Origin of the sequence: Klebsiella sp. LTGPAF-6F (assembly GCF_001753185.1) — a bacterium.
In the GTDB taxonomy this organism is placed as follows: Bacteria; Pseudomonadota; Gammaproteobacteria; order Enterobacterales; family Enterobacteriaceae; genus Klebsiella; species Klebsiella michiganensis.
This window is the reverse complement of record NZ_CP017450.1, coordinates 1,272,714-1,287,679: the sequence shown is the minus strand read 5'-3', so window position 1 is coordinate 1,287,679 and position 14,966 is coordinate 1,272,714. Positions and strand designations below refer to the sequence as shown.

General features: G+C 54.2%; 14 protein-coding genes and 1 tRNA gene. 6 read left to right on the top strand and 9 right to left on the bottom strand.

Annotated elements, in window-relative coordinates:
• Positions 1-2: 2 nt before the first annotated feature.
• Genes BJF97_RS06020 through BJF97_RS06005 form a run of 4 tightly spaced genes read right to left on the bottom strand, consistent with a single transcriptional unit; the run spans position 3 to position 4,006 of the window.
• Positions 3-641 carry an NADH:ubiquinone reductase (Na(+)-transporting) subunit D gene (locus tag BJF97_RS06020; RefSeq protein WP_004099162.1) on the bottom strand — a complete coding sequence of 213 codons (639 nt, stop codon included), beginning with the start codon at positions 639-641 and terminating at the stop codon, positions 3-5.
• A complete protein-coding gene (locus BJF97_RS06015) occupies positions 634-1,428 on the bottom strand; it encodes a Na(+)-translocating NADH-quinone reductase subunit C (RefSeq protein ID WP_004847924.1) in 795 nt (264 codons plus the stop codon). Before BJF97_RS06015 ends, BJF97_RS06020 begins: the two co-directional genes overlap by 8 nt.
• The gene (locus BJF97_RS06010) at positions 1,421-2,659 is read right to left on the bottom strand and encodes an NADH:ubiquinone reductase (Na(+)-transporting) subunit B (RefSeq protein ID WP_004847922.1); all 1,239 of its coding nucleotides are present in this window, start codon (positions 2,657-2,659) and stop codon (positions 1,421-1,423) included. The genes BJF97_RS06015 and BJF97_RS06010 overlap by 8 nt, the downstream gene beginning before the upstream one ends.
• A gap of 3 nt (positions 2,660-2,662) precedes the next feature.
• A complete protein-coding gene (locus tag BJF97_RS06005; RefSeq protein ID WP_004847919.1) occupies positions 2,663-4,006 on the bottom strand; it encodes a Na(+)-translocating NADH-quinone reductase subunit A in 1,344 nt (447 codons plus the stop codon).
• A gap of 413 nt (positions 4,007-4,419) precedes the next feature.
• Between BJF97_RS06005 and dpaA the strand changes: the two genes are divergently transcribed.
• Positions 4,420-5,160 (top strand): peptidoglycan meso-diaminopimelic acid protein amidase, encoded by a 741-nt coding sequence (dpaA, locus tag BJF97_RS06000; RefSeq protein ID WP_014228031.1) that lies wholly within the window; start codon positions 4,420-4,422, stop codon positions 5,158-5,160.
• Here dpaA and BJF97_RS05995 read toward each other — a convergent pair.
• Both BJF97_RS05995 and lpcA read right to left on the bottom strand, forming a co-directional pair.
• Entirely contained in the window at positions 5,131-5,898 is a 768-nt protein-coding gene (locus BJF97_RS05995) for a class II glutamine amidotransferase (RefSeq protein ID WP_004847917.1), read from the bottom strand. The genes dpaA and BJF97_RS05995 overlap by 30 nt on opposite strands.
• Positions 5,899-6,047: 149 nt before the next feature.
• Positions 6,048-6,629 carry a D-sedoheptulose 7-phosphate isomerase gene (gene lpcA, locus BJF97_RS05990; protein ID WP_004099149.1) on the bottom strand — a complete coding sequence of 194 codons (582 nt, stop codon included), beginning with the start codon at positions 6,627-6,629 and terminating at the stop codon, positions 6,048-6,050.
• Positions 6,630-6,867: 238 nt separating this feature from the next.
• Between lpcA and fadE the strand changes: the two genes are divergently transcribed.
• Together fadE and BJF97_RS05980 are read left to right on the top strand one after the other, a co-directional pair.
• The gene (gene fadE, locus BJF97_RS05985; protein WP_014837468.1) at positions 6,868-9,312 is read left to right on the top strand and encodes an acyl-CoA dehydrogenase FadE; all 2,445 of its coding nucleotides are present in this window, start codon (positions 6,868-6,870) and stop codon (positions 9,310-9,312) included.
• Between the two features lie 184 nt (positions 9,313-9,496).
• On the top strand, positions 9,497-10,267 hold the full coding sequence (locus BJF97_RS05980) for an amidohydrolase (RefSeq protein ID WP_014837467.1): 771 nt from the start codon (positions 9,497-9,499) through the stop codon (positions 10,265-10,267).
• A gap of 254 nt (positions 10,268-10,521) precedes the next feature.
• Here BJF97_RS05980 and BJF97_RS05975 read toward each other — a convergent pair.
• Positions 10,522-10,598 (bottom strand) — tRNA-Asp (locus tag BJF97_RS05975).
• Positions 10,599-10,730: 132 nt separating this feature from the next.
• Positions 10,731-11,462 carry a DNA polymerase III subunit epsilon gene (gene dnaQ, locus BJF97_RS05970; RefSeq protein WP_014228028.1) on the bottom strand — a complete coding sequence of 244 codons (732 nt, stop codon included), beginning with the start codon at positions 11,460-11,462 and terminating at the stop codon, positions 10,731-10,733.
• Between the two features lie 65 nt (positions 11,463-11,527).
• Between dnaQ and rnhA the strand changes: the two genes are divergently transcribed.
• The gene (rnhA, locus tag BJF97_RS05965; protein WP_004129160.1) at positions 11,528-11,995 is read left to right on the top strand and encodes a ribonuclease HI; all 468 of its coding nucleotides are present in this window, start codon (positions 11,528-11,530) and stop codon (positions 11,993-11,995) included.
• Here the strand turns inward: rnhA and BJF97_RS05960 are convergent.
• Positions 11,992-12,714, bottom strand: a complete 723-nt coding sequence (locus tag BJF97_RS05960; protein ID WP_014228026.1) for a class I SAM-dependent methyltransferase — start codon at positions 12,712-12,714, stop codon at positions 11,992-11,994. The genes rnhA and BJF97_RS05960 overlap by 4 nt on opposite strands.
• A 32-nt stretch (positions 12,715-12,746) precedes the next feature.
• Here BJF97_RS05960 and gloB point away from each other — a divergent pair, with 32 nt between their 5' ends.
• On the top strand, positions 12,747-13,502 hold the full coding sequence (gloB, locus tag BJF97_RS05955) for a hydroxyacylglutathione hydrolase (protein WP_014837463.1): 756 nt from the start codon (positions 12,747-12,749) through the stop codon (positions 13,500-13,502).
• Positions 13,503-13,573: 71 nt separating this feature from the next.
• A complete protein-coding gene (gene mltD / locus BJF97_RS05950; RefSeq protein WP_004129156.1) occupies positions 13,574-14,941 on the top strand; it encodes a murein transglycosylase D in 1,368 nt (455 codons plus the stop codon).
• Positions 14,942-14,966 lie beyond the last annotated feature (25 nt).

Here is a 14,966-nt window from a genome sequence, read left to right as displayed (position 1 = left end):
GGTTACTCCTTTTCCTGCTGTTCAGGCTTCCAGCTGCGCACCGCCCAAATCAACAAACCGATAATGAAGAACGCACTGGGCGCCAGAAGAAACAGACCATTTGGCTGGTACCAGCCGCCGTTCTGCACCGTTTCCAGCACGGTAATACCGAATAGCTTACCACTGCCGATCAGCTCTCTCAGGAAACCGACGATGATTAGGATCGCCCCGTATCCCAGACCGTTGCCAATACCGTCCATAAAGCTCGCCAACGGCGGTGACTTCATGGCATAGGCTTCGGCGCGCCCCATCACGATACAGTTAGTGATGATCAAACCGACGAAAACCGAAAGCTGTTTCGAGATCTCATAGGCAAACGCGCGTAGCACCTGATCGACGACGATAACCAACGAAGCGATAATCGCCATCTGTACAATGATGCGCACGCTATTCGGAATGTGGTGGCGAATCATGGAGATAAACATGCTGGAGAATGCCGTAACCAGCGTCACCGCAATGGTCATTACAAAAGCGGTCTCCAGCTTGGTGGTCACCGCCAGCGCGGAGCAGACGCCCAGAACCTGCAGAGTGATAGGGTTATTAGCGATAAGCGGCCCCACCAGCACGCGCTTCATTTCTTTCATGTCGCCCAAATCAGCCATTATTCAGCTCCCCTTCACGCACCTTTTGCAGGAATGGGCCAAAGCCCAGTTTGCCCATCCAGAAATCAAAGCTATGCTGCACGCCGTTTGACGTCAGCGTTGCGCCCGACAGGCCATCAACGGCGTGCAGGTCGCCAGGACGCGCGCCGCCTTTGACGATTCTCAGCGCAGGCATCCCTTTATCATCAAGCACTTGTTTACCGACGAACTGCTGGCGCCAGTTGGGATTTTCAATTTCCCCGCCCAGCCCCGGCGTTTCACCGTGATCGTAATAGGTGATCCCTTTGACCGTGCGGCCATCGGTTTCCAGCGCAACAAAAGCGTACATCACCGACCACAGGCCGTTACCGTAAATTGGCAGTACCACTTCCTGAATCTGCTGCTTTTCATCGCGCACCAGGTAAATTTCGGCAATATTACTGCGGCGTTTGATACCGGCAGGATCCTGACTCGCCTCCAGCTGTAGGCTCTGCTGAGGGTCTTTCAGGGCCTGAGCCTGATTAAACTTGCCCGGATCTTTATCCAGCAGCTCACCGCTGGCTAAATCGACTAAACGCGGAGAGATATGGGCCTTAAAAATGTCAGCCACTTCATCTGCGCTCATTCCCTGCTTCATCAGACCGGCAACCGCCAGGATATTGCGCTGTTTATCGAGAGCGCGCTGCTCCTGCTGGCGCGATTTTAGCCCCACGGCAGAACCGGCGACCACGATTGAGCAGACCAGACAAAGCACCAGCACCACCAGCAGCGTTTTGCCGATGCTATCGTTACTTTTATTCTCAGCCACGCGATTTCCTCCGCTTAATATTGGCCCGCACCACCAGGTAATCAAACAGCGGCGCGAAGAGGTTGGCGAAGAGGATCGCCAGCATCATCCCTTCCGGATAGGCCGGGTTGACCACGCGAATCAGGACGCACATCACGCCGATCAGCAGGCCATAGCTCCATTTACCTTTATCCGTAAACGACGCGGACACCGGGTCCGTCGCCATAAACATCATGCCGAAAGCAAAACCGCCGAGCACCAGATGCCAGTACCACGGCATGGCAAACATCGGGTTGGTATCAGAGCCTATAAAGTTAAACAGCGTCGCGGTGGCCACCATGCCGATGAAAACCCCTGCGACAATGCGCCACGAGGCCACGCGACCAAAAATGATGATGGCGCCGCCGATGAGAATCATCAGCGTCGAGACTTCGCCAATCGACCCCGGGATATTGCCGAGGAAGGCGTCCATCCAGCTTACCGGCTGGCCGGTAGAGACGTTAACCAGCGATTCACCGCCGCCGCTTGCCCACTGGGATAACGGCGTCGCGCCGGAGAAACCATCCGCCGCAGTCCACACCAGGTCGCCGGAAATTTGCGCCGGCCAGGCAAAGAATAAAAACGCGCGCCCCGCCAGCGCCGGGTTGAGAAAGTTACGCCCGGTTCCGCCAAAAATCTCCTTGGCCATGACGACGCCGAAGGTAATCCCGAACGCGGCCTGCCATAGCGGCAGCGATGGCGGCACAATCAGCGCGAACAGAATTGACGTCACGAAGAAGCCTTCGTTTATTTCGTGCTTGCGCACGATAGCAAACAAGACTTCCCAGAACCCGCCGACAAGAAACACGGTGATGTAGATAGGCAGGAAAAATACGGCCCCCAGGGTCATCATACTGAGCCAACCGGCGTCAGCGGTGAAGTTCACCCCCAACCACTGCGCGATGCTGTAGTGCCAGTTCCCGGCGATAACCTGCTGCAGCTGCTCAGCGCCGTATAATTTATGCAGTGCCGGAATGGTCTGCAGGCCAACGTTATACATTCCCCAGAACATCGCCGGGAAAACGGCGAACCACACCAGAATCATCATCCGCTTGAGATCGATGGCGTCTCTGACGTGCGCCGCGCCGCGCGTGACCTGCCCGGGGGTGTAGAACAGCGTCGCCGTCGCTTCAAACAGCGGATAGTATTTTTCCAGCTTGCCGCCGTGCGTAAAGTGCGGCTCAATTTTGTCAAACAGTTGCTTTAAGCCCATCACTTATCCTTCCTGCTCTATCTGGGTTAACACGCTGCGCAATGCCGGGCCATATTCGTACTTGCCGGGACATACGTAGGTGCAAAGCGCCAGGTCTTCTTCATCCAGTTCCAGACAGCCCAGCGCCTGCGCGCTGTCGGTATCCCCCGCCAGCAAATCACGCAGCAGCATGGTGGGCAGAATATCCAGCGGCATCACTCGCTCATAGTTGCCAATCGGCACCATAGCCCGCTCGCCGCCGTTGGTATCCGTCGAGAAATTAAATAGCTTACGCTTCATAAAATGGCCGAGCGTGGTGCGGGTGATGGAAAATTTATCTTTCCCGGGCATTACCCAGCCGAACAGCTCCTTCTCACGCCCCTCTTTTACGACGCTTATCTGTAAATGAAAGCGGCCAAGAAAAGCATGGGGCCCTTGAGCATGCGTTCCGCTGAGGACTGAACCAGAAATAACGCGGTTTTCATCATCCAGAAGTTCATCTGCCAGCAGTTCATCAAGGCTGGCGCCAGAGCAGGTCTTTAATAAACGAGGCTCTTTCACCTGCGGGCCGCCGAGCGCAACGATACGTTCGCTAGACAACTCCCCTTCAAGGAACAATTTGCCAACGGCGATAACGTCCTGATAGTTAAGATGCCAGACCTGCTTTTTCAGGCTAACCGGCTCGAGAAAATGGATATGGGTCCCGACCAGCCCGGCCGGATGCGGCCCGGCAAACTGGTTGAAGGTCACCTGGCCCACGGGATGCCCGCCAAGCTTGCCACCGCTGGCCTGGCAGACGTGGACCTTACCGTCGGTCAACCGCGTCAACAGGGTTAAGCCCGCGTCAAAAGCCTCGCGCTGGGCCAGAATGATTGGCTGAGGGTCTGCCGCCAGTGGATTCGTATCTATGGCGGTGACAAATATGGCCGCTGGAACGCTGCCCGGCGCAGGTATTTTGCTGAAAGGGCGGGTGCGAAACGCCGTCCACATCCCCGACTCCACCAGCTGCTGCTGCACGGCCTCGCGCGTCAACGCGGCAAGATCGGCTAATTCATAGCGGGGAAAGTGAACGGCATCATCGCCATCTACGTCAATAACGACCGATTGCAGAACCCGCCGTTCGCCGCGATGAATGGCGCTGATGGTTCCACTCGCAGGGGCAGTAAATCGCACGCCAGGATTTCTTTTATCTTCGAACAGAAGCTGACCTTTTTGTACCCGGTCTCCTTCACGCACCGCCATTGAGGGGCGCATACCGATGTACTCTTCACCCAACAGCGCAACGCGCTTGACCGCAGTCTTCGAAGAAATCTGCTGTGATGGCATGCCAGCTATGGGCAAATTTAGCCCTTTCGTGATTTTAATCATATCGTTAGCAGGTATCCGTTACGTAAACCCCGGCATCAGGCCGAGGCCAGCATAATTAATGGAAAATAAGAGGAAGAAAGGAACATCGTAGTCCTGGTGATTCACAAGACGGGAGAGAAGCATCCTTTCTTACCCTGAGTATTTAGCGGAGCAAGTGTAACATTTCGTGAGCAGCGCCTGTAGACAAACTGCCATTAAGTCGTTCTAAAATGCGAGCTATTACGCAAAGTTCTGACTGCGCTTTACCTGAATATTCGCTATAACGGAAAACTAAAACGTAAACGTGGCACGTCGTGCTTGCGAAAAAATGCCGTGATGCTAATGTGAGCGCTCTAAAACCAGAAAACTCTGATTTCGGGTCTCTCTTGCCGTCCTGGCAATGTGGTTATTTGTTTTATCAAGGAACAAGTAGTATGCGCAAAATCGCATTATTTATTGCGATGCTTCTGTTGCCGTGCGTTTCATTCGCAGGGCTACTTAGCAGTAACAGCTCGACAACGCCGATGAGCAAAGAGTATAAGCAGCAGCTCATGGGTTCGCCGGTCTACATTGAGATCTTCAAAGAAGAGCGCATGCTCGATCTTTACGTCAAGATGGGCGAAACCTACCAGCTTCTCGACAGCTACCGAATCTGTAACTACTCCGGCGGGCTCGGTCCAAAGCAGCGCCAGGGCGATTTCAAGAGCCCCGAAGGTTTCTATAACGTTTCCCGCAATCAGCTAAAACCCGACAGCCGTTTCTACAAAGCGATCAATATCGGTTTCCCGAACGCCTACGATCGCGCGCATGGCTATGAAGGAAAGTATCTGATGATTCACGGTGCCTGCGTATCCGTTGGCTGTTACGCCATGACCGATACCGGCATTGATGAAATCTTCCAGTTCGTCACCGGCGCGTTAGTCTTCGGCCAGCCCAACGTTCAGGTGAGCATTTATCCTTTCCGCATGACCGACGCCAACATGGCCCGTCACAAATTTTCCTACTTCGCGGATTTCTGGCAGCAGCTGAAACCCGGGTACGACTACTTCCGGCAGACGCATAAGCCGCCGGTGGTTTCGGTAGCCAATGGCCGCTACGTGGTGAGCAAACCGCTCAGCCACGAAGTTGTGCAGCCGCAGCTCGCGTCAAACTACTCGGTCCCCGAGGCAAAATAACGCCCACTCGCCTGGCATAATTTTATTCCAGGTTTCGTTGCCGGTAAGCGGCTGAGTGGCGATAACGGAGACCACATCATTCGGTGTGGTCTCGCGTTGAAAGTCAATTTCTACATCCTGATCCAGCAGCGTCGCTACGCCAAACGGCGCCCTTCGCGTAATCCAGTATAAATTCGTCGAGCAAAACGCCATCACGTAGCGCCCGTCGGAGAGCAGCATGTTAAACACGCCTTTTTCACGCAGCGCTCCGGCAAGCGTGGCGATAAATCTGAATACCTCAACCATATCGCCCGGCATTTCCGGATAGCGCTCGGTGATGCTATGCAGCAGCCAGCAGAAGGCCTTTTCGCTGTCGGTCTCCCCGATAGGATGCAGACTTCCCGTCTCGAGGCTCTCATACCCCTCCAGTTGACCGTTATGGGCGTAGGTCCAGTTGCGCCCCCATAGCTCCCGGGTAAAGGGGTGAGTGTTTTCCAGCGCAACGATACCCCGGTTGGCCTGGCGAATATGGGCGATGACCGAGCAGGACTTGATAGGATATTCCTGCACCAGCTTTGCTATGGGCGACTGGAAGCTAGGCTGCGGATCTTTAAATGTGCGACAGCCCTTACCTTCATAAAACGTAATGCCCCAGCCGTCTTTATGTGGCCCGGTTCCGCCACCGCGCTGCACCAGCCCGGTGAAACTGAAGCAAATATCTGTGGGCACATTCGCGCTCATCCCGAGCAATTCGCACATAGTTCACCTCATACCACTTACTGAAACATAAAAGGCGTAATTGGTGCAGCCAGTTTGGACACGGCCAGCGCGCAGAAACCGGAGCGTACTTCATGTACGTGAGGATCTTGAGCACTGCCCGGGTTCAAAATGGCTAACAAAATAGCCTTTTAAGCTTTAACCATCTCTTTTTCGATCAGCATAATCAGGATATGAATCACTTTAATATGGATTTCCTGAATACGGTCGGCGTAGCCAAAATGCGGTACGCGAATTTCTACATCCGCTGACCCCGCCATTTTACCGCCATCTTTCCCGGTCAGAGTAATCACTTTCATCCCCTGGGCGCGGGCGGCTTCAATCGCTTTGATAACATTACCTGAGTTACCGGAAGTAGAGATCCCCAGTAATACGTCGCCTGCACGACCCACTGATTCTACATAGCGAGAGAAAACATATTCATAGCCGAAATCATTGCTGACGCAAGAGAGATGGCTCACGTCGGAAATCGCAATGGCCGGATAGCCGGGGCGATTTTCACGATAGCGCCCGGTCAGTTCTTCCGCAAAATGCATCGCATCGCAGTGCGAACCGCCGTTACCGCAGGAAAGGACTTTGCCGCCAGCTTTAAAGCTATCCGCCAGCAGCACCGCAGCACGCTGAATCGCGTGAATGTTGGCTTCGTCCTGCAGAAAGTTAGCCAGCGTTTCAGCGGCTTCATTCAGTTCGTTACGAATAAGATCCTGGTACATGAGGATAATCCTTCAGTATTTGTGGGATAACCCAGGCAGTTTACCGGATAGCCGACGCAGCGAGAAGCAGCACGCGATGCAATCCCCTGTGCTTTTGATTTTATGTGCCGCATTTCCGTACAACAATGTGAGCAAGGTTGTAATTATTTTGTAAACACATTGCTAAAACAAATTACATCCACTACAACCATATCATCACAAGTGGTCAGACCTCCTACAAGACAGGGAGCATTTCTCTATGATGATTTTGAGTATTGTTGCAACCGTTGTTTTACTCGGTGCGCTCTTCTATCACCGAATCAATCTGCTGCTGAGCAGCGCGATTTTGCTTGTCTGGACCGCCGCGCTCGGCGCTGCGGGGCTGTGGAATATCTGGCTGCTGATTCCGCTGGCGATCGTTTTACTGCCGTTTAACCTTGCGCCGATGCGTAAATCCATGATTTCAGTCCCGGCGTTCCGCGCTTTCCGTAAGGTCATGCCGCCGATGTCGCGCACCGAGAAAGAAGCGATTGACGCTGGCACAACCTGGTGGGAAGGCGATCTGTTCCGCGGCAACCCGGACTGGCAGAAACTGCACAACTATCCGCAGCCGCGCCTCACCGCTGAAGAACAAGCCTTTATTGACGGCCCGGTCGAAGAAGCCTGCCGTATGGCGAACGACTTCGAAATTACCCACGAGATGGCCGATCTGCCGCCGGAGCTGTGGGCCTATCTGAAAGAGCATCGCTTCTTCGCGATGATCATTAAGAAAGAGTACGGCGGGCTGGAATTCTCCGCCTACGCGCAGGCTCGCGTCCTGCAAAAGCTGTCGGGCGTCTCCGGGATCCTGGCGATTACCGTCGGCGTGCCGAACTCATTAGGCCCGGGCGAGCTGCTGCAGCATTACGGTACCGAAGAACAGAAAAACCACTATTTGCCGCGCCTGGCTCGCGGCCAGGAGATCCCGTGCTTCGCGCTGACCAGCCCGGAAGCGGGTTCAGATGCCGGCGCCATTCCGGATACCGGCGTCGTCTGCATGGGCGAATGGCAGGGCCAGCAGGTGCTGGGTATGCGCCTGACCTGGAACAAACGCTATATCACCCTTGCGCCTATCGCCACCGTACTGGGGCTGGCGTTTAAACTCTCCGATCCAGACCGCCTGCTGGGTGGAGAAGAGGAGCTGGGCATCACCTGCGCGCTCATCCCCACCAGCACCCCCGGCGTTGAAATCGGGCGTCGCCATTTCCCGCTGAACGTTCCGTTCCAGAACGGCCCGACCCAGGGGAAAGATATTTTCGTTCCTATCGATTACATTATTGGCGGCCCGTCGATGGCCGGCCAGGGCTGGCGGATGCTGGTTGAGTGTTTATCCGTGGGACGCGGCATCACCCTGCCGTCAAACGCTACCGGCGGCCTGAAATCCGTCGCCATGGCTACCGGCGCCTACGCGCACATTCGCCGCCAGTTCAAAATCTCTATCGGTAAAATGGAAGGGATCGAAGAACCGCTGGCGCGTATCGCAGGCAACGCCTACGTAATGGATGCCGCCGCCTCGCTGATTACCTACGGCATTATGCTTGGCGAAAAACCAGCGGTACTGTCGGCAATTGTGAAGTATCACTGTACTCACCGTGGTCAGCGTTCCATTATTGACGCAATGGATATTACCGGCGGTAAGGGCATTATGCTCGGCACCGGAAACTTCCTGGCGCGGGCCTATCAGGGCGCGCCGATCGCCATCACCGTTGAAGGGGCGAATATCCTGACCCGCAGCATGATGATCTTCGGCCAGGGTGCGATTCGTTGCCATCCGTACGTGCTGGATGAAATGGCGGCCGCGCAGAATAACGACGTTAACGCTTTCGATAAGCTGCTGTTTAAACACATCGGGCACGTGGGCAGCAATAAGGTACGCAGTTTCTGGCTGGGCCTGACCCGCGGTCTCACCAGCAGCTCGCCGACCCGCGATGCCACTCGTCGCTACTATCAACATATGAACCGACTGAGCGCCAACCTGGCTCTGCTGTCCGATGTCTCAATGGCGGTGCTGGGCGGTAGTCTGAAGCGTCGTGAAAGAATTTCTGCGCGTCTGGGCGATGTGCTGAGCCAGCTCTACCTGGCGTCGGCGGTCCTGAAACGCTATGACGATGAGGGGCGTAACGAAGCGGACTTACCGCTGGTTCACTGGGGGGTGCAGGATGCGCTGTATCAGGCCGAGCAGGCGATTGACGATCTGTTGGTGAACTTCCCGAATCGTCTGGTCGCTGGGGCGCTTCGCGTGGCAATCTTCCCGACCGGACGTCATTACCTGGCGCCTTCAGACAAGCTGGATCATAAGGTAGCGAAAATCCTGCAGGTTCCGAGCGCGACGCGTTCGCGTATCGGCCGCGGTCAGTATCTGACGCCGAGCGAGCATAATCCGGTTGGCCTGCTGGAAGAAGCGCTGCTTGATGTTATGGCAGCAGACCCTATCCACCAGCGCCTGTGCAAAGAGCTGGGCAAGAATCTGTCGTTTACGCGTCTTGATGAACTGGCCCGCAACGCGCTGGCAAAAGGGTTAATCAATCAGGACGAGGCGGACATCCTGGTCCGTGCGGAAACCAGCCGACTGCGCAGCATTAACGTCGACGATTTCGCCCCGGATGAACTGGCGACCCGCCCGGTAAAGCTACCGGAGAAAGTGCGCAAGATCGAAGCGGCTTAAAAACGAAAAAATAAACCCATCACGATCGAGGCGGGGACTTCCCCGCCTCTCTTTTTTTCTGACAATTCAGCGGAAGGTATTTCCAGGGCTGTCATTCTTTTACAAAATATTCCCTGAGCCGTCCATCGGCTGATATGGTGTTAAAGTCATTATAATTCCTCTCATCATACTGGAGTTCACCACCGTGCCCGGACTGAAAATTACCCTTTTACAACAACCGCTGGTGTGGATGGACGGTCCCGCCAACCTGCGCCATTTCGATCGTCAACTGGAAGGGATTACCGGGCGTGACCTCATTGTTTTACCCGAAATGTTCACCACCGGTTTCGCGATGGAAGCAGCAAAACAGTCGCTGTCGCAAGAGGAAGTGGTAGCCTGGATGGAGGCTAAAGCCGACCAAACCAACGCGCTGATTGCCGGTAGCGCCGCGCTGCAAACGGACCGCGGTCCGGTTAACCGCTTCTTGCTGGTTGAGCCCGGCGGTAAAATCCATTTCTATGACAAACGCCACCTGTTTCGCATGGCGGATGAACATCATCATTACGCAGCGGGTAACGAGCGGGTCATTTTTGCCTGGCGCGGCTGGAGAATTCTGCCGCTGGTATGCTACGACCTGCGCTTCCCCGTATGGTCACGCAACCATAACGACTACGATTTAGCGCTGTATGTTGCCAACTGGCCCGCCCCGCGCTCAATGCACTGGCAGTCGCTGCTGGTCGCCAGAGCTATCGAAAATCAGGCTTATGTTGCCGGATGCAATCGCGTCGGCACCGATGGCAACGGGCACCATTACCGGGGCGATAGTCGGATAATCACGCCGCAGGGTGAGATTATCGCGACGGCCGAACCGCATCAGGCGACTCGCCTGGATGCTGAGCTTTCGCTGACGTCGCTAAAAGAGTATCGCGAGAAATTTCCGGCCTGGCAGGACGCTGACCCCTTCACGCTCAGCTAAAGCCAGCCTGGCAGGGGAGCCCAGGCTCCCTTTTTATGCCTCAAACCAGCGCTATCCCGCCCGCTCGCCCCAGAGCCCTGCAGGTAAACGCCCGCAGCGCGGAACAAGAATATGAATGCTGTTAACGCCAGGCTCGCGGGCAAACGTTGTCAGCCCGGCGCGACGGATGGCTGGCGAAGACGGGGAAGAGAATGTGTTCTGCAGGCTAAAACGACGAAAGCCTGAATCATTGCTGATTCAGGCTTTCTGAATAGTGGCGGAACGGACGGGACTCGAACCCGCGACCCCCTGCGTGACAGGCAGGTATTCTAACCGACTGAACTACCGCTCCACTTACTGTTCCCTTGGGAACGAGGCGAATATTACGGATTCCCCTCTACTCCGTCAACGCTTTTTCTTCATTTTTGAATCGCTTGCTGCAAAAATCACCCAACAGACTATTTTTAGCGCGTTTATGGGTAAATCAGGCCCGCCACAGGCAGCTTCCGCCTTTCTTTTGCACCAGATCGAGCCGCGACTCGTGGTTCATCAGCTCTTCATCAGAGGCGTAAACCACCCGTAATTTGCTGGCGGCGCGCACAACGCGTTGAATGCCTATTTCTCCGGCCTGCTGCTGCCCTTCCCCTTCCATTGAGAAAGCCATCGTCGTCTGGCCACCGGTCATCATCAGATAAACGTCGGCCAGAATCTGGGCATCGAGCAACGCCCCGTGCAGCGTTCGCTTGCTGTTGTCTATTTCATAACGTGAACAGAGGGCATCAAGGCTGTTACGCTTGCCCGGGAACATTTTACGCGCCAGGGCCAGGCTATCGGTCACCTTACAAAAGGTATCCGTCTTCGGAATGCCGCGATTCAGCTTAGCAAATTCATAGTCCATAAAGCCGATATCGAACGATGCGTTATGGATGACCAGCTCCGCGCCGCGGATATAGTCGAGAAACTCATCGACCACATCACCAAACGCGGGCTTATCCATCAGGAATTCGTCCGCAATACCGTGGACGCCAAACGCTTCAGGATCCACCAGCCGGTCCGGCTTTAAATAGACGTGGAAGTTGTTTCCGGTCAGGCGGCGGTTGATCACCTCCACCGCACCGATTTCAATTATCTTGTGCCCTTCATAGTGCGCACCAATCTGATTCATACCGGTGGTTTCGGTATCGAGAACGATCTGTCGCGTAATTGCAGTGCTCATAGCGGTCATTTATGTCAGACTTACCGTTTTACGTATCGATTTCAATTACAGGAAGTCTACCAGAGATGCTCAAACAGGTAGAAATTTTCACCGATGGTTCTTGCCTGGGAAATCCAGGTCCTGGCGGCTACGGTGCGATTTTACGCTATCGCGGGAAGGAAAAAACTTTTAGCGAAGGCTTTAACCTTACAACGAACAACCGCATGGAGATGATGGCCGCCATCGTCGCCCTGGAAGCGCTGAAAGAACATTGTGAAGTGATCCTCAGTACCGACAGCCAGTATGTGCGTCAGGGGATTACGCAGTGGATCCACAACTGGAAAAAACGCGGCTGGAAAACGGCCGACAAGAAACCGGTAAAAAATGTCGATCTCTGGCAGCGCCTGGACGCCGCGCTGGGTCAACACAAGATAAAATGGGAATGGGTTAAAGGCCACGCCGGACATCCGGAAAACGAACGTTGCGACGAACTGGCGCGCGCGGCGGCATCTAACCCAACCCGGGACGACATCGGTTATCAGGCAGAAAGTTAATTCTCCCCCTTGCGCCACTGACGCGTGGCGCCTACCGCCTGCGGTATCCGTTTTTTTGCTTTGCCCGATTTCATCGGGTTTAGCGTCAATGGGATAGTGCGTTTACGGGCAACAATGAGCTGCAGACATCCCAACGCCGGTAGATGCGTGCTGAGCATTTTCCCCCCGTGGCGCGACCAGGGAAGGACCTGATAGCCCCCGTAGTGCATAACTTCAAAATTCAGCAACCCCAGCCAGTCCATCTGACGCGTTAAGGTGAACATGCGGCTGTTATAGGGGGGCTTATTGCGTAACACCGGCACCAGTTTACGTAACCCCATCAGGCTTACAGGATTAAAACTGGTTAAAATTATCCAGCCATCGTCAATCAGCACCCGGTCCGCTTCCCGCAGCAGTCGATGCGGATCGCTGCACCACGGTAAGGTATGCGCCAGCAGGCAGGCATCTACCGACTTTTCGGCAAAAGGCAAATGCAGCGGATCGGCCTTTACCTGCACAGGATTCCCCTGCAAAGAGACATTCACCTGATGGGAAATCGCGCAGGCTTCGGTATTGATTTCCGCGCTCAGATTGCCAATCTTAAGTAAATGAAAGCCATATAATTTAGCGAGCCACGGTTTCATCTGCCGTTCCAGCGATTCGCGGTAGTATTCGCCCCACGGCATGCTGGACCAGTGCTCTGGCGCTGTAACTGTATGAGGTATCCTTGCCGGCTTCATCGCAACCTTCCGCTACGCATTAGAGGTAATTTATGAATCTTATCAGTATTCCCGCATTTCAGGACAACTACATCTGGGTTCTTAGTGAAGATAGCGGGCGCTGCCTGATAGTCGATCCCGGAGAAGCCGCGCCCGTGCTCACCGCCATCGAACAAAACCGCTGGCAGCCGGAAGCCATCTTGTTGACGCATCACCACCGCGACCACGTTGGCGGCGTTAAACAACTGCGGGAAAAATTTCCGAACCTGGTGGTTTACGGACCGGCAGAAACCCAGGATAAGGGCGCAACCCACGTCGTGAAGGACGGAGATAGCCTCACTGTTTTGGGCCGCGAATTTTCTATTTTTGCCACGCCAGGTCACACTTTAGGACACATCTGTTTCTACAGCGCACCTTATCTATTTTGTGGCGATACAATGTTTTCCGGCGGCTGCGGCAGACTCTTCGAAGGGACCGCAGAGCAGATGTATCAATCATTTAAGAAGATTGGCGCCCTTCCTGACGAAACATTAATATGTTGCGCACATGAGTACACTTTAGCAAACATGAAGTTTGCAATAAGCATCCTTCCCCATGATAGGGAGATAAACGATTACTACCGCAAAGTTAATGAGTTACGTGCAAAAAACCAAAAAACACTCCCCGTAACTCTGAAAAATGAGCGTCTTATTAATTTATTTCTTAGAACGGATGATGATGATTTAATTAAAGAAATAGACAAAGAAACAAATTTGCAACACTCTATTCAGCGATTTGCCTGGTTAAGGTCAAAGAAAGACGACTTCTGATATTTAATTCTTGTCTTCAGACAACTTCACCGTTATCCTTGCTCGTCTTTTAAGCAACTATTGACACACACATGAAGGCACGAGCGATTTTACTCGCCTCTGTCCTGCTGGTGGGGTGCCAGGCGTCTAAGAACGATGGCACCGTACAACAGCACGCACAGAGCCTTTCTGCAGCGAGTCAAGGGGAAGCAAGCAAGTTCACAAGTCGAGCGCGCTGGTTAGATGATGGAACCTTCTACGCGCAAGACCAGGATCTGTGGACTTCAATAGGCGACGAGCTAAAGATGGGAATTCCGGAAAACGTCCGGATTCGCGAACAAAAACAGAAGTACTTAAGAAATAAGAGCTATCTCCACGATGTAACTTTACGGGCAGAGCCGTATATGTACTGGATAGCCGGGCAAGTTAAGAAACGTAACATGCCAATGGAACTGGTATTACTACCCATAGTGGAGAGCGCTTTTGACCCGCACGCAACGTCTGGCGCCAATGCCGCAGGCATTTGGCAGATCATTCCGAGCACCGGGCGCAATTATGGTTTGAAACAGACCCGCAGTTACGATGCGCGTCGTGACATCGTTGCCTCAACCACGGCAGCGTTAAACATGATGCAACGTCTGAACAAAATGTTCGACGGCGACTGGTTGTTAACCGTCGCTGCCTATAACAGCGGCGAAGGTCGGGTAATGAAGGCTATCAAAGCGAACAAATCACGGGGTAAACCCACCGATTTCTGGTCGCTTTCATTACCACAGGAAACCAAAATATACGTACCAAAAATGCTGGCCCTGAGCGATATTCTCAAGAACAGCAAGCGGTATGGCGTAAGGCTGCCGACAGCAGACGAAAGCCGCGCCCTGGCGCGTGTACGTCTCGACAGTCCGGTTGAGATTTCCCAGCTAGCGGATATGGCAGGAATGCCCGTCAGCAAGCTGAAAACGTTCAATGCAGGCGTTAAGGGGTCGACTCTGGGCGCGAACGGGCCGAATTACGTACTGGTACCGCAGAAGCATGCGGCGCAGCTGCGTGAGTCTTTGGCCTCCGGTGATATTGCCGCCGTGCAGCCGACGCTGCTGGCTGACAACAAGCCGTTGACCAGCCGCAGCTACCAGGTGCGCTCCGGTGACACCATCTCCGGCATTGCATCGCGTCTCGGCGTATCAACGAAAGATCTGCAGCAGTGGAACGGTATTCGCGGTTCTAACCTGAAGGTCGGTCAGAATCTGGTGATTGGCGCAGGCAGCAGCGCTGAACGTCTGGCAAACAATAGCGATAGCATTACCTATCGCGTGCGTAAGGGCGACTCTTTGTCGAGCATTGCGAAACGCCATGGCGTGAACATTCGCGATGTGATGCGCTGGAACAGCGATACCGGCAACCTGAAACCCGGCGATCAGCTGACGCTGTTTGTGAAAAATAGCGACAGACCAGAATCCTGATGATTCAGCAGGCATTAAAAAAGGC